Below are 23,163 nucleotides of genomic sequence, written 5' to 3' on the forward strand. Positions count from 1 at the left end.
TTAAATATTAGCCAGAGACGCTTTATCAGTATCTGAAGCAAAGGAATAATTTTTAGCGCTTTTTTAGACACAAGTAAAAGCACTATGAATGTTTTCGTTAACTTCTTTTAAGTCAAAATATTCTGGGTTAAAATCTTTACCTATCCAGTCGATGAGGTCCTCATGATCGGGATGCTTTTTATTTTTGAGAATTTTAAGTTTTTCTCTATATAGCCAGACTCCTCCAGAGTCTTCAGGGGGACAGGCACGTTTTCCATCAATGCAACAGGGGTAAAATGATTTTTCATTTTTGGGGATAAGAGCTTCTAAAACGACTGAATGTTTCCAAGAATCACCAAAGTCATACACATAAAGGAGCTCATCGCCTTCTTTCATTTTTAAACTCGAAAGGCGGTCTGTAAACCTTACATTGCCATCAAATTCAAAGTATCGTCCTCCATATTCAAAAGAGAATAAGTGATAATCTTCCCATCCCATACTTACTTGAATAGCCATATGAAGTTCGTCTAGGGTATTTTTTGGATCGAATAATATGCGTCTCCATATTGAAGGTTTAAGATCTAGGAGGGATATTTTTAACTGGTAAATTCCTTGTGTATTCATAGAGGTTTCTCCATTTAATGAGGAGTAATTGTGTTTGATGAGAAATGGGGATTGCAAGAAATTTTTTTACGCTGAATGTTCACTATTCTATTCTCCTGATGATTAGAAAAGATCTGAATGGGGACCCAGTCTGAAATTGACGCTTTCGTTTTCACTGATTATCAGTGACTTAAAGCGATTTATTCAACAACACCGGATGATGATTCTGTTTATCTTTTTGTAGATGAGTATCTACCCTATAATTAATGGGATAAAAATTATCGCGACATAGATTTGACATAAAACCTAACCAAATGTTAGGTTTTATGTATGAGAGAAAAGACTGTTCAACAGAAACTTTACGAAATAGCCAGCCTTCAACAAGGCTACTTCACTGCTTATCAGGCTAAACAAGCCGGTTATTCAGATAGTCGTTTTGCTTATCACGTTAAAAAAGGAAATTGGATTAAAGAAGGGCGAGGAATTTATCGGCTGGCAAATTATCCGACAGGTGAAAGACCTGATTTAGTGTTCTGGAGCCTTTGGTCTGCTAATCGTCAAGGAAAGGTCCAAGGGGTGTTTTCTCATCAAACCGCGCTTGCTATTCATGAGCTTAGTGATGTCATGCCAGCAAAATACTATATGACAGTCCCTAAAGGGTTTAGAAAATATCATCCATATCCGGAAAATCTTGTTCTGTATTTTGCGAATCTTTCTGAAGAAGAAATCTGGGAATTTGAGGGCTATAGAGTTACTAGCCCAAAGAGGACGATTCAAGATATTTTGCTGGATAAAAGTTTTTCTGAAGAGTTGGCGATTCAAGCAATACTAGATGCTTTAGATAGAGGAATAGTCTCTTTAGACCTAGTTTCTGAGCTTAAAGAAGATTTCAAATCGGACCGAATAAGTCGCATTTTAAATGGAGTTGTAAAAAGTGAATAATAGGACCTATTTGTCTCCAGCTAGTTTTCGACAAAGTCTAGAGAGTCGACTTCAAGCAATTTCAAAGAATACAACCATCGACTTGCAGAGAATCCGTAGGAAGGTTGCTTTTGAACGATTCCTTGCGCGCTTGTTTTATGAAAGGCCCTATTCTTGGGTGTTAAAAGGAGGATATGCATTAGAGGTGCGATTTGAGTTATCTCGAGCTACAAAAGATCTTGATCTCGGAACGCGTTTGAAGATAACTGGAACAATAGAAGAGCAACAGTCAATTCTTCACCAAAAGCTCCAGAAATGTGCAGCAATAAATCTTGATGACTACTTTGTTTTTCAGATAGGGTCTTCAGCAAAATTAATAGAATCTGCTCCTGCAGGAGGATTTCGGTTCAATATACGTAGCATGATGGCTGGAAGGCTTTTTGTCTCGTTTTCTTTGGATATTGGAATGGGTGATGTCCTTACACCGCCCATAGAAGAGATTGAAGGGGAAAATTTTCTTGAAGTATATGGGATTCCTCCGGCACGTTTCCAAGCCATATCTCTCGAACAACAGTTTGCTGAAAAAATCCATGCAATGACTGTTAAAAGGGGGGAGCGAGAAAATTCAAGAGTGAAAGATTTGGTCGATGTGCTTTTATTGATAAAAGTTGGATTAAATAGAAAACGAGTTATGAGTTGTCTAGAAAATACGTTTCAATGTCGTGAAAAATCAGCTCCGCCTTCTTTAGCACCCATCCCACCAGAAAGTTGGAGAGAGCCTTTCAAGGAGTTGGCTAGTGAATGTGGGTTAGATCATGATTTTGATGCAGCGGTTACTGTTTTATCATCCTATTGGAAATAGACCTGCGTTCGTTAAAGTCACGGGACATGCAAGTTCGGTTATGGTTAACGCTTATGACAAGACTGCTCAGGAATACAATGCGACGAAGAAAGAAAGTCCTGGTTTGGATTTTAGTGGTTCAGGACGAGGACATAATACCTCTGTTGGAACATTTGAAATCCTCGAGATAGAATATGATGAAGACGGGAAGATAGTAGCTTTTGCCGCAAACTTTGTTCAACAAGGGAGTTCAACAACCCTATTCTCCGCCATTATTTGGATGCGTAAGGTACAATTCATCTATCCCAGTAGAGAAAACGTTTTTACTTGATATTCATGAAAACCAGAAATCTCAAGATTGGGACGAGTATTAAAAACAAGGAGCTCTCTCAAAAGAGCTCCTTTAACATTCTTAGTTTGTAGAGGGACTAACGTTTTTAAAGATCGAGTTCAAAATAGACATGCTTCCAACATAGCTGAAGAAGCTAGCGATATCATCTAAGAAATTGCGAGGCTTGATCTTTATCATTCCTCCCAAAGTACCCTTTAGACTAAATGGGTCTTCTATTTTTAGGTCTCTTTGTAAGTAACTAGGTAGGATAATTCCTTGGTTCATTCCAGTACCTAGAAATTTTAGGTTACGTAGCTCTTTGATAGCTGGAGGGATGAAAACAATATTGTTTCCAGCAAGATCAAGCCGCTCTAGATTTTTGAATTTGAATAGCTCTGGAGGCAGCAATTTTAATCCGAGATATTTTAAATCGAGAGTTTTGATTTGCGAACCTTTTTCCTGAATGAATGCGCTTAAAGCCCCTTTTAGTTCGCTATCATCAAGCCCTGAAGTAGACCCTGGAACCAACTTTTCAAGGATTTTTCTTCGGCTTGAATTTAGAGCCGATTCGACTTCATGCCCTTTTGTGATTTCAAATTTGATCCCTGTAGTATCTAACAGCACTACTTTAGGTCTTCTAGAAGAGAGCTTGGGCAAAAGAGCTTCCATGTGGGAAGCTCTTTTGCAGATCAGAGAGTAGGTCAGAAGAAAAATATCAGCTTCTATATGTGGAAGGATTGATTTGGCAAAACCCTCGAGAGTTCTATAGGTAAGGCGATATTGTATCTTTAAGACAAGAAGGAGATAGATGAGTGGAAGGGAAAACAAACGAGGTCGACCTCGTTTGTTTTCCTCTGGCTTTTCAGTTAACGCATTTGGATCGATGAAAAAAGTTATACTTCCTCTTTTTACTAAGTCTCGATTATACTTGTGCCAATTGCGTTTATGCATCTGAAGCTCCTTTATGTTTAGTGACTTAAATCATAAGGAGCTTCTCTTTTTTAAGAAATTTTTATCAAGACTTCTCTTCTGATTTTTTCAACACAGTCGTCGAATCTATCCAACTAAAAAGTTAAATGCTATATTCTTTTAAAAAAATTTAGGAGATGACATGGCAGGATTTAAGTGTTTATCAGATGAACAATGGCAACTCATTGAAGGTCTTATGGACCATACTTTTCCTTTGGAGAGAGGAACTCCTCGAAGTGATCTACGCAAAACCTGGAATTCAATACTCTTTATCTTAACGAGAGGATGTCGTTGGGCGGATCTTCCGACAGATTCCTCTCTTTTTATCCCTCGTTCTACAGCTCACAAATGGTTAAAGCAATGGAGTGTTGAAGGAGTTTTTGATAAGGTGATGAGTGGGCTATTACAGATAGCAATAATGGAAGGAAAAGTTGATCTTTCTCAAGTAGCTGTGGACGGTTCTTTTTCCCCCCGCTCCAGGAGGAGGGGAAAAAGTTGATTATGGTTATAAAGGCAAGGGAGTTCTGCTTCACTTGCTTATCGATAAAAACGGCAATGCAATAGCCATTACAACTACCGATGCAAAGGGGGATGAAAAACAGGAAGTTAGCAGATTGCTTACACAGCTTCCATTAAAGTCACTCAAAGGGCGAGTAGTTGTTCTTGAGGCAGACAAAGGTTATGATGCAGGCTGGTTACGTCAGTTTTTGTTAAACATGGGAATATTTCCTCTAATTCCCTATCGGAAAATCAAAGGAAGATGGGCGCCAGAAATTAACGAAGTTACCCATTTCTTCAAATTGAGCCCACAACGCTGGAAGGTAGAACGAGCTTTTGCTTGGTTAAAAAGACGTTGTCGTCGGCTATTGATGCGATGGGAGCGTTTATTCGTGATATGGAATGGATTGGTAATATTGGGGGTAGTTTATACTTGGATAAAAAATTTAGTTGGATAGGTTCTCGAGATCAAAAACTTTTCTTAAACTATTTATCCTTGAAAAGAATAAAATGTCTGGACTATGCTTTTGCTTAATTAAACTTCAATATAATGGTTTTTAAGATGTATAAAATTGGAATCACTACAGAAAGAACAAACACAAATAATACTCAAACTGATGCAGGTCCCCTACCTACACCAAAAGAGGTTATGCGAGCCAAAATTCAGGGTATTCTGAAGCAAACAGTTGAAGATGCAGAAAAAACTGATTCTAAGGAACTTGTAAAACGGGCTACAATCGGGACCCCCAACGAACAACTTTTCTCTTAAGCAACTTATTTTCAAAAGCTTAAATTACAATATTCCTCTTCCTATTAATTAAAATTTTTGTTATAATTAAGATTAAATTAATAGAGGTATGTTTAAGAGGGAAATCACATGAGCACGGATGTCACTAAAACATCGGAATTTAAGTCAATTTGTTCTTTTAATCCAGTAAATCAAACTGTCCATGATTCAGCTCTTGAGAGAATCTCATCCGTAGTCTTTTCAGTCATTTCTGATTTGCAGTCAACTGATAAAGAGCTGGATAGCGAATCAATCGCTACATTTTCCGAAAAAGTTGGACAGATCAACACTAAACTCAAGGACGAAGGGAAGGGTACACCCTTTACCGTTGCTCTGTATACAATGAGCCTCTTAACCGATCTGAGGGCTAAATTATCCCCCGAAAACCAAGACGTCTTAACAAATCCTTTTATCGCTAGGTTAAAAGAACTTGCCGAACAAGATACCATAAAAGATAAAGTCGGAGTTGCAACACAGCTCTATAATTTTCAAAAAAATGTTTTAAATCCAGCGCTTTTGAAAGCAGAATCTCGAGAAGAACTTGCAGCCCTCAAACCTCTTGTTCAACTTGTCTTTACCATTAAGTCCAAAGTCGAAGAAGTCGACCCAAATGGCAAACTCGATGAACTCAAAAAAGCCTCTTACGAGAATTACAATTACACCTACTTCACAGCAGATCCCGGGTACCAAGCGCTAATCAATTACGCACCAGGAAGCATTTCCAACTTAGAAAGCTCTCAGAGCAGAGCCAAAGTTATCTCAAAGTTAACTGAGGTTCAACAAGTGATTGCACGCATTGCAGATAACCCACATATGCCAACAAAGGACAAAGTTGCTCTTTACCAAGCATTCACACAAATCCAAAAGGAGTTTGGAGAAAATGGAGCTGAATTAAATGAAGTTATAGATGCCTTAGAAACAACACTTGACTTACATAAAGGCATCAAAAGCAGTTTTCCACTCGAGATGAAAGAACTCTTATCAAATCCCATCTCAGGAGAACTTAGCCCGATCGCTACAAAGCTGGTAGCATTTGAACGTGATCACCTCATTCCCGCACTTCAACAAGTGGCAACAAGAGAAGAACTCCTAGCACTTGAACCCTTAGTGGACCAATGCATTGATCTCAAACCTAAAGTAGACTCAGCCGATACCGAAGGTAGATTAAGTGAGACTCACGCAGCCATGATCGACCTTTACAATGCAAAACTTCAAAAAACAAACGTCAATTTCGCACCCCTTATTTCCTATATACCAGGAAAACTTGGAGACCTTAGTAACTCAGGAAGGAGAGAGAAACTAGCAAATAGCCTTGCCGAATATATTGAAGGAGCAATCAAATCGTTTGATCATCCTATTTTCCAGCAAGAAGAAAAAATAGCCCTATACGAAGCTGTTCTCAAAATTCAAAGTGAATTTAATGACCATAAAGATGGAGCTCGTCTCGAACCCACAGCAAAAGCCCTGCGCAAAGCACTTTCCATACCAGAACCAGAACTTGCAAAAGTCAAACCAGAACCCAAGGCAAAAAGCAGCCTCTTTGCCATGTGGGAAAAGCGCGCCTCAGAATCTGGATCAGAAAATTCATCACCAAAATCTACCACGATTCCCAGTAAAAAAGAAGTGGAAGTTTCACCCGAAGTTCGTCGACAGAAGAGTCTACAAATCATCCAAGAAAAACTTGGATCTTTAGATTTAAATTCACAGTTTCTGAGTGAAGATATTTCATACATCAAAAGTCAAATCAGCACTCTCCGTTCCATTTCGGGCAATCCGGTCGAGTTCAAACACCTAGAAAAAGCGCTCGATGTATTACTGAATCCAGAGACATTAGCAGTTTCTTCAGAAGAAAAATTTCTCATGGGATTTGTGCTAGAAAAGCATAAGTTAAGCAAGTTAGATCTTGCTAAGTTTGTCAAAAAAGACGAAGACATCAATAAACCAGATGTTTTAAAAAAAGTATCAGCGAGAGTCTTAGCGAGTTATGTAGACCAAGAAAGAGTCACTGTACTCGATGCCCAGTCAAACATGCTTAGAGCATTAAAGCAAAAAGCATTCCATCCTGAGCAACTAGAAGCAACCGCAAGTAGAGCTGTAGATATTGCAAGGTCTACAGCAAAACAAATGCGTTTTCGTCGCTTTACCGATCTTTACACACTCAATCCAGCACTCAATCACAACTTCACAGCCAACTACTCAACACTCGTTCAGACCTTTGAACTCTTTACAAGAGAAACAGTCATGCCGGATCTAGAAAAAAATTGGAGCAAATTAGCAACAGCCTATGATTCCCCCACAAGCGGCAAATTTTCGGAGTTACTAACCAATTACTCCTACATGAATCCACGCCGACAGTTCTCGATTTATGTCGCCTCATGCCAAGAAGACTTCCTCAATTCCCTCGGTCTCCAATTAATTGACCGCACTCCATTACGAGAACTTGAACCTTACCTTTCACAGAAAGTCGAAGAACACAAAACAGATGGCGCTAAAACATTTCTAATTAATTACGAAGACCATTTTCAAGAAGAGCACCTCTGGTTATTTGACAACGCTCACAGAATCGTCATGCCACATAACCAAGGAGACAACGACAACACCAATCTTGGAAAAGGGGTATGTTACAATAACTCTCTTTCTCGTATGAGCACACTGATGAGAGATCCCACCATGGACCGCAGCACCCTACAAATGGGAAGTACAGAAAGAACGCGCTTTCACCAAAATCTTGTAGGACGCAAAGTAGAAAAGGCCAAAGATGGCGCAATGTCGTGGGACGAAGCAACCCGAGCAATCAAACATAACTGTGAAGTGTATGGGCTTCGACATCACCACACGACCTCTCCGTTCTCATCCGATGGTGGACTCTACGAGAACCTAGCAACAAAAATGGAAGAATTTAGTAACTTAGGATATTCGCAAGTGATTCTCGGTTTACGCGATCCAAAAACCGAAACAGGACATGCAGTGAATCTTATTTTTGATAAAGCGCATGGAATTTACTCGATAGAAGATGACAACCTAGGGCGAATTGAATTTAGCAACTTAAAAGAGTTGCAAGCACAAGGGAAGGAATACTTCAAAATCTTTTATCCTCATAACACAGAATTGACATTTGAGTGCTATGCTTTGGCGAAGTAATAAGCTAAGGGGCTAACCGCCCTTGTTCTTTCATAATACGTAACACCTCACCATAAGTCTCCTGATGAAACGTCGATTGGTGTTGTGGTTTGAAGCCCCAACCTTTTGGAGTCATCTAATCTTCTTTGGAATGTTACCGATTACTTGTTCAGCTCTTAAGATAAGCACAAGCAAATGGAATACATCAGCCCGATTTCTTTTTTTTTTGCCCTTTAGTGGACGAATACCAGACATCGCCGCAAAATCAAAGCTTTATGATAAGATTCTGAGTGATTTGTAATGCATTTTTTCGCAACGAAGGTGAAGCTCACCCTAATTTTCGTTCAAATCAAAACTTGGTCTATTTGCAAATGCTATCTTTGCTGAGATTAACATCCAACAGATAGAAAGCTCTGACTATAAAGGAATACAAAACCCCAAAAAGAGATGTTCGCCTATTTTTTTGGGGTTTAGCATCTGCCATTACTCTCAAATTTCAGATTATTTGTTGGCTGGATTAATTAACCTTTCAATCCAATATGAATGGCTTTATCACAGAGCATTACAGCTGCGACTTTTACGTTAAGACCACATAGACTGCCAGCAAAATGTTTTTCCCAGTCTTGGATATAAGATTCGATAGAAGGTCCTGTTTTAAAAAAAGTATCGCAAGTTCTCGCTAATTTCGTTAGGGGATGGTCTAAATAAGAGAGAAGTGCAGATACACCTTCAGCAGCTCCTGCTACTAACAAAGACTTACCGAATACGTTGTTCAAGGATTGGGAGCTTGGGCCAAAGATTGAGCTTAAGAAAAAAGCTGTTGCAGCAGCTCTCATAGTTCGGCATAAGAGTTTTTCGGCAAAGTTTAGAAATGTTTTTTCTTGATTGTCGAGTGGTGAATAAAAACGACTTGAAGCTTCAGACTAAACATTACAAATTGAAGAAAACATACATGAAACTTGAAAATATTGAGTTTGAAAATCCTGAAATGCAATCTCTATATACGAAAATGCTCAAAGGCACGAATACCTATGATTTGAAGGAAAAACAAGGTTATCCCTCTTTTCTTCGTTTGTTTTCTTTCATCGAAGATAATGCTAAACCTATTAACTATCAGTTTGCTTCGCTTCCATTGCTTGAAGCAGCGTTCGGAAAGGATATAGTAAAGGTCATTGAGGGGAAAGAGTTCGAGTTCCAAAAAAAGCATCCAGAAATGGCAAAAGAATTCGCCCTTTCAGAAAACTCTTTAAGAGAGCTGCTCTTTGCGAGTCATCAGAGAATTCCTAACTCTATAGAAATTATGGACTTCTCAAGTTTTTCCAAGAAGGATGCTCCTCCTCAGTCTTATACGGATTCCAAAACCAACATTACTCGAAGAGCATCTTTAAAATGACCTTAAGCTAACAAAAAGGTCCGCAAATTCATGATTGATTTTCAATTAGTTCTTCTACTTCTTTTATCGCATCATCTTCTAAATGCTCTCCAACACCATCCTTTTGCCGTAGAGCCACCTTTTCAATGCAATCCATAATATAGTTAGATAGACCTATTCCCTTAATAGCCGCAATAGCTTTCAACTTCCTATGATGACCTTTTGACATGTTTACGGTAACTTTGACAAACTCTTCTTTATCAGACAAAAGTACTCTCCAAATCTAGTCATTAAACATATTTCTTATATTTATATCTTAAAACCGGAAATATGACAAAGGCATTTTTACATTTTGAGAAGGTGTATCAAAAACGATCGTTTTCGAACACCAGTCAGAAATTTTCCAAACAGACTAAAAATCATGTAGCAAAAATACTGTTCGTTTAGTAGCTTGTATCAAAAGGTAAAAACAGAGGTTTTCGATACATGTTTCCAGAAAAGCGTAAAAACGGAAAAGGATTATTAATAGGGTATGCTCGGGTTTCAACATTTGATCAAAATCCGCAATTGCAAATTGATGCACTTGTGGATGCAGGAGTAGATATCCGGCATTTGTATGAAGAAAAGGTCTCTGGTTCACACCTTAATCGCCCAAGACTTAAAGATGCACTTGAATTCATGAAAAAAGGAGATGTGCTTATTGTCTGGAAGCTTGATCGTTTAGGTAGGTCGCTCCAAGACCTGATTGGGATTATAGAAGATCTAAAGAAACGAGGGATTGGCTTCAAATCATTAACAGAGGGAATCGATACTACGACTTCAGGTGGGATGTTGATTTTTCATATTTTTGGGTCGCTTGCTCAGTTTGGAAGAGAATTAACTAGAGAAAGAACTTTGGCTGGGCTGGAAGCGGCTAGGCGCCAAGGAAGGAAAGGGGGGCGGCCAAGATCTCTGAACAACGAACAGCGTGAGACCTTAAAAGAGCTCATCGAACAAGGCAAGGGAGTGTCTCATATTGCGAGAATACTAAATACATCACGATTTACAGTTTATCGGGAAATCGGTAGATGACAGAAATTGATGAGGTTTTTCTTGGATTATTTTTTGAGTTAGTTTAAAGTGAGGCACAATTAGGAAGGTCATCAAACTTAGCAGGGTTGAATACTTCTTAATGTGCCTCAAAACTTTCCCTTAATAATACCAAAAAAAGATCTTTCGTTCAATTCTAGTGATTATTTTGATCACCCGTCATAAAGAATTAAATTTATTTATTCTTTCGTGCTTTTTCGTTTCTTTGCTGAGAGTGTATTCTGAGCAAGAAAAACCATAAGCCTCTTATTTTCAATAATTTTTTAGATCTATTTTAAAAAATACAATCTGATTACGTTAACTTTTTGTCTTTTTTAATTCAAAACGGAGAGGTTGTTATGAGCTCAAGCAATCAAGTCGCATTGTTAACTGAATGCGATCGTGTTTGTTCCTACGCAGCTTGGGGAGGGCAGTTTGCCTTTGGAGTCAAAACTGTTTTCAATGCTTTTACAAGTTTTACAGTCCCAGGACTTGCATTTAACGTCGCTGCTTTTGGAGCATGTTGGTACGCCGAGCGCTGTGCGGAACGCGAAGAACAGCGAATTAAAGAGGTTCGTTTGCTATGCCAGATGGAAACCCATTTATCGGTCATGAAACAGAATCTTGAAGAGCAAAAAACCCAAAATGCAATTTTTGCTGCTCAAAACCTTGAACTGCGAGACAGGATCTCGGAGTTAGAAGAAGTAGGAGAAAAGTTTAAAGAAATTTACGAACAACATCGATTAGTTTTAAACGATCAGAAACAAGCAATGAATGAGAACGATGCTCGAATTAGAGAATTAATTGATCAAAAATCTCAATTGCTCGCTGATATTGCAGGAAAATTAGGTGAATACGAACAGATCACTAGGCAACTTGCAGAAGTAACAAGTCGCCTGGAAGCTGAGAATGCAAAACATGCTGAGCTAAATAGCCAATTAGAAAAGATAGCAGAGAATCTACAAGAAATTGAAAGAAAGCTAGCTCAAAAAACACAAAAGCTTGAAGAAGCAGATCGAAAGCTCAAAGAATTTAAGAACTGGAAAATCAAAGCCCTAATCGATCTTGGTTTCAAAACAGCAGGAGTTTGCCGCAAGGCTTGGCCATTTTTGATGACAACTCTAGCTATGGGGTTTACAGCCTATCACACTTACACCTGGTATTCATCTGAATCTTAAATATAGGAGAAAGATCAATGAAATTGAAATCTATCATTTTGGGAATGCTAGCACTATTGGGAACGTTAACAGCAAACGAAGGCAGTCGCTTCACAGGGCTAAGCTATTTTAGCTTTCCAGGAGATTACATAGGGGGTGGCGGAAAAGCCATTTATCTAGAAGATCAAGGTGGAAAATTCTCCGTCTATGAAAGAGGGGGAGAAAGTGTTGAAGTTAGGTTCCATGGCAATAACCATAGTGTGTGGTGGGGCGCAAGTTTTGCAGCTCCTAGGGGAGAAGAACTTGCAATAGGGATATATCAAGATGCAACTAGATATGGGTTTCAGAAGAAAGAAAGTCCTGGTTTGGATTTTAGTGGTTCAGGACGAGGACATAATACCTCTGTTGGAACATTTGAAATCCTCGAGATAGAATATGACGAAGACGGGAAGATAGTAGCTTTTGCCGCAAACTTTGTTCAACAAGGGAGTTGGTACCATCAACAACCCTATTCTCCGCCATTATTTGGATGCGTAAGGTACAATTCATCTATCCCAGTAGAGAAAACGTTTTTACTTGATATTCATGAAAACCAGAGATCTCAAGATTGGGACGAGTATTAAAAACAATCGAAGGGACGAGCTTAGGTTTAATTCCAGCCTTTTTATTTGAGTGAATTCGAAAAGGAGGCTTCAAGCTAACTTTTCCCTCATGGTCGACTCGATATGTTATATTTTTGAGATCCATCTCGATAGAACCTAACAGAATATGGCCGAGTAGGCGGCCACCGTTACCGGTGGCTACCCCTCTAAGAACCCTGCGTGATAGTTTCCCATCACAAGGCTCAAGCCCCTTTAAGGCTAAATGGCTTAGCCCGGCTGTAAATGTTACGTTTCATCTGCTGCTTTATATTTCTCTGAAGGAAGTATTCTTTGTAGATGGGATCATATGGCGTGGCAGCTGCTTTAGTCTTCACATGTCTGTAGATGCGAGTGTCTGAAGCTTTCTTAAGGAGAATCAGCTTCTTTTCCTTACCTGCTTTCGCATGGAAGCACCAATTTCTTAGGCCAACTTTGGCAAAGTATTTACCTTTGATCCATTTGCCCGGTTTCATTGGATGCCTCCTTCTTGCCCATTTCCATAGAGCCTCGAAAATGCAGTTGTCTACATAGTTAAAAACTCGACTCGCCACAGAATGCTGGTAATAATTGGCCCACCCTTGAATCTTCGGATTGAGGGTATAGATCAGGTTACCAGCTTTATCTGCTTTTCTTGATCGAATTGTTTCCCGGATATTTGCGAGGAACCCCAAAGTTTCCTTCTTGGCAGGCTTTATAAGGAGTTTTTCCTTATATTTTCGCAAATTAAATCCTAGGAAATCAAATCCTTCATCAATGTGCGTGATCTTAGTTTTCTCAAGTGATAGTTCTAATCCACGCTTTTTTAGAAATTGAGTGACAGCTGGAAGCACCTTTTGTTCCAAGATTTCTTTGGAATTTGCTGTGCATATCCAATCGTCCGCATACCTCACATAGTTAATTTTATCTCCTTTCTTCGCATTAGCTTTGATTACTTGTTCTAAGCCATCTAGAGCTAGGTTTGAAAATACAGGAGAGATAATTCCTCCTTGTGGGGTACCCGATTCTGTTTGATGAAAAAGTTTCTTTTCTATGTATCCTGCCTTAAGCCATTGCCTTAATATACGTCTATCCATCATTACGTTATTTTCCAACCATTGATGGCAGATTTTATCGAAACATGACTTAATATCTCCCTCAAGAACCCACTTAGGAGATGTTTTCCTAGCCAAGATTCTGAAACATTGTTCCAAAGCATCGTGGCAAGACCTTTTTGGTCTAAATCCATAAGAATTCTTGTCCGCTTTGATTTCCGCTACGGGTTCCAGAGCCAGCAAGTATAGTGCCTGTTGGGCTCGATCGACCATAGAAGGAATTCCGAGCGGTCTGAATTTTCCGTTCTTTTTGGGAATATGAATCCGTCTCAAAGGTAGAGATCGATAACCTCTTCTTTTAAGATCCTTCACGGCTTGCATCTTTTGCTTCGAGGTTTTCCAGACAATGCGGTCTATTCCAGGAGTGTTTTTCCCTTTATTTTGGGTTATTCTCCTGACCGCTAAAAGCTTAGAATAGAATGAATGTGTCAGGAGCCATTGCAAAGCTTTCGCTTTTCCAAGGCGTCCTAATTTTACAGCCTTTGCAATACGCAATTGAAGCTTTCTTACATGGGATTCAACTTTTTTCCAGTCAATGGATTTCCAGTTTATGTCTCTTGTTAAAGGCGCACCAACTACTTGATTTAGTGTTGTCATTTGCAAATTCCTTTATTAATAAGGTTCTTCAATTTCTCTCACAAAGAAGGACCCGTTGGACGTGGGCATACTTTCGTATCAGGTGATGTTTCAACCTGTATCCGCTTCGTTACAAAACGGCATTTGCTTTTTCCAACATCCCAATCTTGCAAAGCGTTAGCTGCCCTTACGGGAAGCCTTCCTGACGCTTCAGGGGCTTTACAAGGTTTCCAAGTTCCATTGCAACGAGTGCATGAGGTTAGGCATCTACTCTAGACCGGGGAGCTTATGAACAGTGTGAAAAGGAGAAGTGAGAGCCTTTCCACTCTCTCCCGTTGCCGTTTTGGCTCAAGCGTTTAAGCCATTTCCGCTTGTCAACTTATGACGATCTTTAAACATAGATTCAATTACTTTTGCCATACTCATTATCTAGCGCTTACCTGATCATATGGCTGTCAGGAGGATTTCCACCTCGCGGTTTCTTTCCCGGATATTAATCCTTCGCTTCATTGTCGAGCCCGCTACTTTATTCAGGGCTCTAGATTCATCCCACTGTAAGGATGGTCTCTTCATAGAGAGACAACTCGTTGCAACAACTTCTTGTCGCAGAACCTCGCAAGTTCCTTTGGAATGGTATCTTTCAGTATCGCTCTTTCTCCTAAATTCCTCAGGGTAAAACTTATTGACAAAGACTTGCATTTTCATGTGACACCTCTCGTTAGCTTCTTTTTGTCCTTCAGGTGTACCGATACTCCTAAAACACTTCCATGAAGTATTGCATTTAAGAGAGAAACAGGAATCCCTAGTATCGACCAATTAATCTTAGAGCACTTAGAAGCTTGGAGGACATTTAAAAACTCTTCAGGAGAATTAAACCCCCTTGTAGAGGAACAGAAATCTGGAACCATACCTATTTGCATCAGAAAGTGAACTGTTCCGAGTAAGCCCCCTACTCCAAGAACGCCCACAATGACTTTAAAAAACCCTTCTTTATAGGGACCGATTAACCCGAGTAGTGCATTAGCGATCATCAGGGCAAAAGGGATTCTTTGCATTTTACATAGAATGCAAGGCTTTAAACCAAAAACATGAACTGCTAAAAATGAGCAAGTCAAGGCTAAGACCCCTATGGAAAGGATACTTAAAAACCAACGGTTTAAAAAAATTCTTAAAGTTGTTTCCACGTTAGTCACTCTACAGATTCAATCATTGCCCCGAACTCTCTAAGTTCTTTTTCTAGAAGATCTTTTTTCCCATATCCTTGCCATTCCCGTCGAAAGCGATTCCATCTCAGACCTAGGTTTCTAAGTTTGTCCTTTGCTTCTCTTGGAGGCTCTGCATCAAAAGATACAATCAGTGCCTCACCATTTTGAGCCTTGTCTTTTTCAAAAGCGGCAGCTCCTTTGTCCTTCCACTTTTTTACAGTCGACTCTTCATTGAGTTTTTCTTTGATATCTAAAAGAGCTCCCAAAAGAGCATTGTTATTAAGCTCTTCAACCCCTGCTTTTGATACTAATCCTCCGAGTTCAATCAAACGTCTTGTTCGGATCTTCCGTTCTTTTTCTTTCAGTCTTTTTTCCTGAGCCTCAATCCTAGATTTCTTTAAAGCTAACTTCATTTTCTCATCTTCGAAGTCTAATTCCATGACTATCTATCCACACTAGTTCATCTGAAGTGTAGATCATATTCACACAGATTCATTAAAATCCACTCTCTCCTTATGAAGTTTCTCAAGAACCATTAAAACAAATGAGACTTCTTCAATTAAACATCTTTCTGAGTTAAAAGTCCATTATAGCGTTCTAACAAAACGAGCTCGCGAGTTTTAGTTAGACGCAATATGTGTTGTACCAACACTTGCTTTAGAAATTTGCTTGCAAATTCATAATATCTAACATAGAATCTTGAAATTCATACTTAAAAACAAAAATCGAAAATATGGCAATAGGTTTTGGCCGCATAGAATTCATTAAGAGATCAGAAGGAAGAAATGCCTGTCAGCTTTCGGCTTATCTCTCTCGATCTCGTATATTCTTTGAAGGGAATTGCGCGCTTGAACCAAAGCTGTATGATTTCAGTCATCGCGAAGATGTTTATCATCACGAAATCATCCTTCCTGAAGGTGCAGATGAAAATCTTAGAAACCCAGAAGTTCTTTGGAATCTTGCAGAAAGAAAAGAAGTCCGTAAAGATGCACAAGTCAGTATGCATTTGGTTCTTGCGCTGCCTGATGATAAAGAGATCACTCCAGAGGAACGAGTCGAATTAGCAAGCACTTTCATCAAAAAGCACTATGATGGACTTGTTGCGGAGGTTGTAATCCATCCTCCTGAGAGAACGATTGAGTTTACAGAGGAAAATGAAGCTTTGGGTATTCCTAAGGGAATCGTAGGAACAGTGATCGAGAAGAAAGGGGAGAACTACATTGTTTCTCTTCCGAAAGGAGTTAGAGCAAATCCCTTTGTAGAAATTGGAGTGAATTATCCAGGTATGAGTGTTCAAGAGCATAACTGGCATGCACATGCACAGCTATCGACCCGTAGACTTAAGTATAACGGCAAAGAGTTCGAAGACTATAAAGCTACAGATCTAATGCCTGTGGTTATGAAGGGGAAAGTCGTTGAAGGTCTTGACGTTGGAAAGTTATGGGCTCAGCATCAAAATGAATTCTTTCTCTCAAAAGGATTAGCCTTACGAGTTGAAGATAATGGGTTGATAGCTCAGGAGCATTTAGGCCCAGTTCGGATGAGAGGACGAGCTTATGCTCTTTTAGAAGAGCATGAAAAACGGCTCGAACTTAACGCTTTAGCATCAAGTGATCCAAAAAATATTCTAGAGGCCCTTACAGATAGACAGAGCGTTTTTACTAAGGACGATGTTGAACGTTTCATTCTAAAACATACTCCAGCTGATAAAGTTCCTGAAGTGACTGAGCTTTTTTGGAAGCAAGAAGAGCTCGTGCATCTTAGAGATAAAAAGACTTTAGAGTTCGTCTCAAAATTTACTTCAAGAGCTGTTTTAAATGAAGAAAGGCAAATCTTGAGGTTGGCGGACCGTATCTATGAAAAACCTACAAAAAACATACCAGAATCGATTCAAGAACAGTTTGATAATACACTGACTAAAGAGCAAAAAAGCGCGTACAAGAATATTTTAAATGGTAAAGGTCTGTGCTGCGTTCAAGGATATGCTGGTGTAGGGAAAAGTTATCTTTTACAAGCTTTGAAGAATGCATATGAAGAGAGAGGTTTAAAAGTTCGAGCCTTTGGTCCTGATAATGCTACAGCCAATGTCCTTAATGAAAAAGGCTTTTCGAATGCAGAGAATCTTTATCGATTTCTATATAGTCAGAAGCATGGGTTGAGAAATATACATAAAGGGTTCGAAGTTTGGGTCCTAGATGAAGCAGGAAAATTAGGGAACAAACCGCTGCTAGAATTTCTAAAACTTGCAGAAAAAAAAGGAGTAAAAGTTGTTCTCGCGGGAGACAGTAGTCAATTGCCTTCAGTTCAAAGGGGAGGGGCTTTTAAGTTTTTTTCTACAAGGTATCAAACAGAAGTATTAGAAGATATTCAGCGACAAAAGGATGAACTTGCTAGATCTATGGCTAAAGATCTGGCAATAGGAAAAGCTGGATCAGCTTTAGATAAGCTTTCTGCTATGGGATCGATTAAGTGGGCCCCGACTAAGAAAGAAGCTATGGAAGATCTTGTCATAAAATGGGCAATTGACCATCGAGATACAGAAAAAAATGGATCTAGAAATGCATTTGATAGCAGCATTATCGTGGCTCATACAAATTCGGAAGTACGTGCCCTTAATGAAATGGTTCGACTTGTACGAAAGCAAAGAGGAGAGATTAGTTCTAGAGAATTTAGATGCGAGGTAGTCTCTGGGGACCAAGATAAAGCCTCAATTTTTATCAGTGAAGGAGACCGTGTCGAATTTCGAAAAAAAGACCGTGAACTAGGTGTTAGTAACGGAGACATGGGGGTTTTGGTGCGAGCAGAAAAAGATGAATTTGTTGTTGCGATTCAAGAAAATGGAAAGAAAACTCGCATGGCAAGATTTGATCCAAGTAGATATAGAGGATTTCAGTTGGGGTATGCATCGACTGCTCAATGTGTACAGGGGAGAACCGTTGATCGGGCCTATATTCTTCATTCACCCTATCTCAATCAACAAATGGCTTATGTCAAGCTGACAAGGCATGTTGACAATGTTACTTATTTTGTATCCAAAGAAGAAGCCTCAACTCTTTCTGATCTAAAAAGACAGGCTTTACGAGATGGCTCTAAAAGTGGAGCTTATTGTTATACAGACACCGAAGAAATCGAAGAAAAGTTCCTCCTTCAAAAGAAGGAGTTTGATATTGAAACGCTTAGAAACTCAGATGAGTTTAAATCTCGTTTTAAGGGAATAACTCTTCGAGCTTGGGAAGAAGTAAAGGGAAGAGCTCTAGATTTTATTGGGATAAAGCAAGACCGATCCCAAGACTCAGTTTTTTTTAGTTTCAAAGGAGATAACGTAACAACCTCTAGAGGAATCGTTCGCGAAATTTCTGAAGAAGAACTTAAAAAACTATGCATTATAGCCACAGAGGCTACCGAGAAAGTCTCTCCTGAAGAAGTGGTAGAAAAGATCTTTCGTCAAGACCGAACTATTGCATTAAATAAAGAAATGATTAAGATGGGAAACAAAGAAATCGAAATTGAAAAAGACCTGTATGACCAAAAAACAAATCCATCAGACTTTACTAAGAGCCTCGAGAAGAGTGCTTTTACATGGAAAGACCTGCCTAAAGAAGAAAGAAAAAAACTCAGCTCTTACTTCGCCGCTGCTTCAAAAGCCTCTGAGCTTAGAGAAGTTGCCCAAATCGAGTGCGGAGAAAGCTTAGAAAACGTTTCTCAATCTCTTCACTATCAAAAATGGCAGAAGTCTTGTGCTCTTAGGAATGAATATGCTTATCAATTGAAACCTTTCTTAGCTAAAGCCGAAAGTAGGAAAGTTTTAGCAGATAAATCTCTCTACTATATCGAAACTCATGCAAAAAAACATGAGGACATTTTGAAAACTCAAGAGAATAAAGCTCTTGAGGCAGAAAAAATGAAAGATCTCAATCATCAACTTGTCTTCCATATTGAACCGCTTCTATACAAGCTGTTTCCTGATGGGCCAAGCAAAAAAACGGGAAGAGAGTTTCGTTTTGGGGCAAAAGGCTCTCTCTTAGTCAATCATACAGGTGACAAAGCTGGACAGTTTTATGATTTCGAAAGAGGGGAAGGTGGTGGCTTGCTTAAGCTAATTGGTAGAGAGCTTAAATTAGATAAAGTAGAAGCTCGCAAATGGGCAGCAGAATTTTTAGGGATTGTGAGTGAAATTAAGCTGCCCGGTTCCTTTAACAAACCAAAGTCCACTCCTGAGAAAGACTCTACTTGGGTAAGTATCAAGCCTGACCCTAAAATTCCAGCGCCAAAGTTTGAAAACCATGGGAAATTGCACTACTACTACAAAGAAGTCATGCGACATGCTTATCACGATGAAAAGGGGGATCTTCTCTATTACGTTCTACGACTTCAAAACAAAGAAGACCTCTCGCAAAAAAGTACTCCTCCTCTCAGCTATGGCTATTATAAAGATAATTCCGAAAAACTCATATGGGAACTTCGAGGTTATAAAGATGACCAAGGGAAGAAACCCCTCTACAACTTACACCATTTAATGGAAAAGCCCCTAGCTCCTGTTCTTGTTGTTGAAGGGGAGAAAACAGCAGACAAGGCTTTAGAGAAGTTTCCGGATGAAAATTTCGTCTGCATCACATGGTCTGGTGGTGCAAAAAACGTTGATAAAACAGATTGGAGTCCACTCTTCGGAAGAGAAGTGGTCGTATGGCCTGATAACGATGAGGCGGGCTTTAAAGCAGCAGCTCAAGTCTGCGATGAATTGAAGAAGGTTTGTGCTTCTAAAATTTGTATGGTTGAAAGACCTCAGCTTTTTGCAAAGCTTCCTGAAAAGTGGGACTTAGCAGATCCTCTTCCAGAAGGAATTGACTCTTCTTCTCTATCATTTCATTTAATGGATAATCGAAAAGACCTTCTTCAAAATTTTGTCACTGAGAAAATAGGATCTGATCAAAGTAGTACAACCGAAAAGTTAAGAATAGGTTATCTTCTCTATCATTTTGAAAAAAGAATAGAAGGGAAGATTCAAGAAGAACTATCTCAGGATCTATCACTATCTCAAAAAGAACAGATTTGGAGAAAATATGGAATGCAAGCCATTGACCTTTTGCAGCAAAAAGACGAAATTTCGAAAGAAATTTGCAGCGATCCTCAAGTGAATGCCTCTGGGAAACTAGCTGAAAGACTCACCTTCCAAATGCAGCTTTTTAATGCGAAGCATGGACACCCACCAAAAAGTCATCAAATCTTGCAGATGAAGGAAGCTATTCTTGAATTTACGAAAGATATCAGTTTCATTAAAAACAGTTGTGCCGATCAAGATGTCAAAGACCTCGCAATTGATCGAAGCCTTGAGCCTGTTTGTGAGAAAAAACTTAAGGGATATGAAGTCTCGAAAGATGAGAGACATTCATTCGAATGTGCAGTTCGCAAGGAAACTGTAGCAATTTCCAAACAAAGAGAATTGGAAGTCATTCAAAACCAAACCTTGGCAAAACAAAAGTCTCTTGAGATTTCAAGAGGACCAGACCTATCTTTATAGGAGAAAAAGTCATGCATACTATTTTAGAAGACAGCAATTGGGAAGAGAAAGTTGAAACCTTTTTAAGAAAGGCTTACTTTTCCGGAGAACGAATGATTCTTAGAGGAAAAGAAGGAGTCAGCGCGGCTCTTGTTCCTTTAGAAGACTTAGAAATCCTCGAAGAAATTGACCCCTGAAATGAAAGATTTCTCGGCACTAATTAAATAATAAGCTGAAGCTAGGAATGTAATGGAGTCTTCTGACTCTTTTGTGTTTGAGAAGAATTGACACTTAGGAAAATTTGATGCATAAAAATTACTCTTTAAAATTTTCTGAGCTCTTTATAAGTAAAAGGCAAACTAGGAGATTTATTGAAAAAATTAATCATCACTATAAGTTTGCTTTTTACCTTAGCAGTTGATTTAAATTTTAAATCTTTAATTTTTCAGAAAACCCAATCCTTAGTTATGGATACAGCCTACCAATTGGCATATTGGTATTGTATCCAATGCGGAGGAACCAATTCAGATGATGCAACATCATGTAGGTTTTGTGGAAGGTCTCGTTAACTAAGTTTTAAACTTCAACGCTTCAAAACTGCCTGTAATAAAAAGAGCGGTAAAAAAACACCCTCAATATTTGAGCTTAAATTGAATATTTCAAAACGATTAGATAGATTGGATTCCTGAAGGGTTGTGTTGAAAAAATACACCTAAGTCACTGATGTTCTGTAAATGCTTTCACAGATTATCAGTGACTTAAGTAGATTTATTCAACAACACCTTCCTGAAGGCTCCCATGCTGGTACATGACGAGTAATCACTCTTCAATCTGAAATGATTAAAATATCATCATTTTAACCCATCCAAAAAGAGAATGCGGAGCTCGTCATGCTAAAGATTGACTTCAAATACGCTTCCTTGGAAAATTGGCCATAAAAACTAACACTTTAGAGGAAATAATGGCCAAGAAAAATAATGAAAGCTTCATGAAACCGATGACTGTAAGCAAGGAACTTAGTGAAGTTATAGGATCAGGGCCCATGCCAAGGACACAAGTTACAAAAAAAATTTGGGACTATATCAAAAAACACAAAAGACAAGATCCTGAAAATAAAAGAAATATCATTCCAGACGAAAAATTAGCGAAGGTCTTTGGAAGCAAAATGACAATCAACATGTTTGAGATGACTAAGAAGGTCAACAAGCATCTTTCGTAAATGAATGAGAAATCTAACGACCATTGGGTATCTCAGTTTTTGCTAAACCCGTTCGTAAGGGAAGGGAAGCTTTATATATATATGATAAGGCAAGCAAGCGACGTATAAGACGGCCTACAAAATCTATTTGCTGCGAAAAAGGATTCACCACCTACGAAAGATTTGGATACTCAAAACTTAGACAGCCCTTTAAAGAAAGTGGTTTTGCTGAACCTAAATTCATCGTTGCTGAAGACCTTAAAGACTTTTTTGAAAGAGAAAAGATAAGAGGAGTGGAATTTGAACCAATGACAATGCCATAATATATCTGCTGTTACAAATTACGGTCTAACCATGAATATTCTTCCTCTCGTCATTACTTTCTTGTTGATTTTCGGGGCTATTTCTATTGGGTTTCTATCGAATCTTCACTCCGACAAGAAAGAGTCGGAATCATACATAGGATCGTTGAAAGCTCTAAGAAATTTACAAAACATGCATGAAGATGCTGAGTTTGAGAGAATCGCAGCATCTGATGAAAGCCTATTTGAAACTTTAGGCGATGATGAGAAGCTTCCAATTCGATATTTCAGAGAAACGAGATTTGAATCTCCAAAAGGAAGAGTCAACCTATATCTTCTAAGCAAAACCTCATCCCAATCCAAGCTTTTATATCAAATAGCCTCAACATATATTCATGAGGTTTACAAAAATATGCCATCTCTTAATGACAAACTTAGAGAAGATTTTGCAACACAGGTTCTCGATGGAATATTAGCAGCTGAAACTAAGTATTATAAGTCAAAGAAAACATACTTGAAGCTGGAAGACATTGAATTTGAAGATCCAGATTTACAACATCTCTATTTAAAAATGCTTAGGGGAACGAACACCTATGATCTAAAGAAAAAAGAAGGTTATCCTTCGTTTCTTCGTCTGTTTTCATTCATTGAAGACAACGCAAAACCGATCTATTATCAATTTGCCTCGTCTCCTTTGCTTGAGGCTATGTTTGGGAAAGAGATCGCAAAAGCGGTTGAAGAGAAAGAATTTGAGTTCCAAAAAGAGTATCCTGAAAAGGAAAAGGAATTTGCACTCTCAGAAAATTCCTTAAGAGAGTTGATCTTCTCTGGTCAGGACAAAGTTCCTAAAACGATAGAGCTTATAGATTTTTCGAGCTTTTCTAAGAAAGACACTCCTCCTCGGGCCTATACAGACACCAAAACCAACATCACTAGAAGGTCTGCTCTTTAGCTTTTTACTCACGTCTTGCATAAAAAGTTTTTTTGATTGTTTTTGGCAATATTGA

The 23,163-nt window shown here is 38.8% G+C and carries 24 protein-coding genes; 16 read left to right on the forward strand and 8 right to left on the reverse strand.

Annotated elements, in window-relative coordinates; translation table 11 throughout:
* Positions 1–63 precede the first annotated feature (63 nt).
* Positions 64–603 (reverse strand): plasmid pRiA4b ORF-3 family protein, encoded by a 540-nt coding sequence (locus tag SNE_RS00115; RefSeq protein WP_041418586.1) that lies wholly within the window; start codon positions 601–603, stop codon positions 64–66.
* A 309-nt stretch (positions 604–912) separates the two neighbouring features.
* Here SNE_RS00115 and SNE_RS00120 point away from each other — a divergent pair, with 309 nt between their 5' ends.
* From SNE_RS00120 to SNE_RS00130, 3 genes are all read left to right on the forward strand, one after another.
* Positions 913–1,524 carry a type IV toxin-antitoxin system AbiEi family antitoxin domain-containing protein gene (locus tag SNE_RS00120; RefSeq protein ID WP_013935002.1) on the forward strand — a complete coding sequence of 204 codons (612 nt, stop codon included), beginning with the start codon at positions 913–915 and terminating at the stop codon, positions 1,522–1,524.
* Between the two features lie 157 nt (positions 1,525–1,681).
* On the forward strand, positions 1,682–2,365 hold the full coding sequence (locus SNE_RS00125; protein WP_158307177.1) for a nucleotidyl transferase AbiEii/AbiGii toxin family protein: 684 nt from the start codon (positions 1,682–1,684) through the stop codon (positions 2,363–2,365).
* On the forward strand, positions 2,328–2,675 hold the full coding sequence (locus SNE_RS00130) for a hypothetical protein (protein WP_041418590.1): 348 nt from the start codon (positions 2,328–2,330) through the stop codon (positions 2,673–2,675). Before SNE_RS00125 ends, SNE_RS00130 begins: the two co-directional genes overlap by 38 nt.
* Positions 2,676–2,756: 81 nt before the next feature.
* Here the strand turns inward: SNE_RS00130 and SNE_RS13365 are convergent, their stop codons facing one another.
* Complete coding sequence (locus SNE_RS13365) at positions 2,757–3,626, reverse strand: transposase (protein ID WP_013935005.1); 870 nt, start codon at positions 3,624–3,626, stop codon at positions 2,757–2,759.
* A 160-nt stretch (positions 3,627–3,786) separates the two neighbouring features.
* Here SNE_RS13365 and SNE_RS00140 point away from each other — a divergent pair, with 160 nt between their 5' ends.
* From SNE_RS00140 to SNE_RS00155, 4 genes are all read left to right on the forward strand, one after another.
* Positions 3,787–4,143, forward strand: coding sequence for a transposase (locus SNE_RS00140; protein WP_013943592.1), 357 nt, complete (start codon positions 3,787–3,789; stop codon positions 4,141–4,143).
* A complete protein-coding gene (locus SNE_RS00145; protein ID WP_079891495.1) occupies positions 4,094–4,600 on the forward strand; it encodes a transposase in 507 nt (168 codons plus the stop codon). The genes SNE_RS00140 and SNE_RS00145 overlap by 50 nt, the downstream gene beginning before the upstream one ends.
* A 104-nt stretch (positions 4,601–4,704) precedes the next feature.
* Positions 4,705–4,911 (forward strand): hypothetical protein, encoded by a 207-nt coding sequence (locus SNE_RS00150; protein WP_148258890.1) that lies wholly within the window; start codon positions 4,705–4,707, stop codon positions 4,909–4,911.
* Between the two features lie 108 nt (positions 4,912–5,019).
* Positions 5,020–8,070, forward strand: coding sequence for a hypothetical protein (locus SNE_RS00155; RefSeq protein WP_013935007.1), 3,051 nt, complete (start codon positions 5,020–5,022; stop codon positions 8,068–8,070).
* A gap of 500 nt (positions 8,071–8,570) precedes the next feature.
* On the opposite strand, the gene SNE_RS00160 is transcribed toward SNE_RS00155, so the two are convergent.
* Entirely contained in the window at positions 8,571–8,885 is a 315-nt protein-coding gene (locus tag SNE_RS00160; protein WP_013935010.1) for a hypothetical protein, read from the reverse strand.
* A gap of 116 nt (positions 8,886–9,001) precedes the next feature.
* Here SNE_RS00160 and SNE_RS00165 point away from each other — a divergent pair, with 116 nt between their 5' ends.
* Positions 9,002–9,442, forward strand: coding sequence for a hypothetical protein (locus SNE_RS00165; protein ID WP_193765372.1), 441 nt, complete (start codon positions 9,002–9,004; stop codon positions 9,440–9,442).
* Positions 9,443–9,470: 28 nt separating this feature from the next.
* Here SNE_RS00165 and SNE_RS00170 read toward each other — a convergent pair whose 3' ends face one another.
* Positions 9,471–9,689, reverse strand: a complete 219-nt coding sequence (locus tag SNE_RS00170; protein ID WP_013935012.1) for a hypothetical protein — start codon at positions 9,687–9,689, stop codon at positions 9,471–9,473.
* A gap of 218 nt (positions 9,690–9,907) precedes the next feature.
* Between SNE_RS00170 and SNE_RS00175 the strand changes: the two genes are divergently transcribed.
* The 3 genes from SNE_RS00175 (at position 9,908) to SNE_RS00185 (ending at position 12,269) form a co-directional block, all read left to right on the forward strand.
* Entirely contained in the window at positions 9,908–10,492 is a 585-nt protein-coding gene (locus SNE_RS00175; RefSeq protein WP_013935013.1) for a recombinase family protein, read from the forward strand.
* A 356-nt stretch (positions 10,493–10,848) separates the two neighbouring features.
* Entirely contained in the window at positions 10,849–11,667 is an 819-nt protein-coding gene (locus tag SNE_RS00180) for a hypothetical protein (protein WP_041418592.1), read from the forward strand.
* Positions 11,668–11,684: 17 nt separating this feature from the next.
* On the forward strand, positions 11,685–12,269 hold the full coding sequence (locus tag SNE_RS00185) for a hypothetical protein (protein WP_013935016.1): 585 nt from the start codon (positions 11,685–11,687) through the stop codon (positions 12,267–12,269).
* A gap of 221 nt (positions 12,270–12,490) precedes the next feature.
* Here SNE_RS00185 and ltrA read toward each other — a convergent pair whose 3' ends face one another.
* From ltrA to SNE_RS00205, 4 genes are all read right to left on the reverse strand, one after another.
* A complete protein-coding gene (gene ltrA, locus SNE_RS00190; protein WP_013935017.1) occupies positions 12,491–13,975 on the reverse strand; it encodes a group II intron reverse transcriptase/maturase in 1,485 nt (494 codons plus the stop codon).
* Positions 13,976–14,398: 423 nt separating this feature from the next.
* A complete protein-coding gene (locus tag SNE_RS00195; protein WP_013935018.1) occupies positions 14,399–14,659 on the reverse strand; it encodes a hypothetical protein in 261 nt (86 codons plus the stop codon).
* Positions 14,656–15,138, reverse strand: coding sequence for a disulfide bond formation protein B (locus SNE_RS00200; protein ID WP_013935019.1), 483 nt, complete (start codon positions 15,136–15,138; stop codon positions 14,656–14,658). The genes SNE_RS00195 and SNE_RS00200 overlap by 4 nt, the downstream gene beginning before the upstream one ends.
* A 5-nt stretch (positions 15,139–15,143) precedes the next feature.
* Positions 15,144–15,599 carry a conjugal transfer protein TraD gene (locus SNE_RS00205; RefSeq protein ID WP_013935020.1) on the reverse strand — a complete coding sequence of 152 codons (456 nt, stop codon included), beginning with the start codon at positions 15,597–15,599 and terminating at the stop codon, positions 15,144–15,146.
* Between the two features lie 293 nt (positions 15,600–15,892).
* On the opposite strand from SNE_RS00205, the gene SNE_RS00210 reads away from it, so the two are divergent.
* The 5 genes from SNE_RS00210 (at position 15,893) to SNE_RS13370 (ending at position 23,108) form a co-directional block, all read left to right on the forward strand.
* Positions 15,893–20,677 (forward strand): AAA family ATPase, encoded by a 4,785-nt coding sequence (locus tag SNE_RS00210; RefSeq protein ID WP_013935021.1) that lies wholly within the window; start codon positions 15,893–15,895, stop codon positions 20,675–20,677.
* An 11-nt stretch (positions 20,678–20,688) separates the two neighbouring features.
* Positions 20,689–20,853, forward strand: a complete 165-nt coding sequence (locus SNE_RS13105; RefSeq protein WP_013935022.1) for a hypothetical protein — start codon at positions 20,689–20,691, stop codon at positions 20,851–20,853.
* A gap of 764 nt (positions 20,854–21,617) precedes the next feature.
* Positions 21,618–21,875 (forward strand): SWIB/MDM2 domain-containing protein, encoded by a 258-nt coding sequence (locus tag SNE_RS00215; RefSeq protein WP_013935023.1) that lies wholly within the window; start codon positions 21,618–21,620, stop codon positions 21,873–21,875.
* 23 nt (positions 21,876–21,898) lie between these two features.
* Entirely contained in the window at positions 21,899–22,177 is a 279-nt protein-coding gene (locus SNE_RS00220; RefSeq protein ID WP_013935024.1) for a hypothetical protein, read from the forward strand.
* 31 nt (positions 22,178–22,208) lie between these two features.
* Positions 22,209–23,108, forward strand: a complete 900-nt coding sequence (locus SNE_RS13370; RefSeq protein ID WP_013935025.1) for a hypothetical protein — start codon at positions 22,209–22,211, stop codon at positions 23,106–23,108.
* Positions 23,109–23,163: the final 55 nt, after the last annotated feature.

Origin of the sequence: Simkania negevensis Z, from assembly GCF_000237205.1 — a bacterium.
GTDB classification, from domain to species: Bacteria; Chlamydiota; Chlamydiia; order Chlamydiales; family Simkaniaceae; genus Simkania; species Simkania negevensis.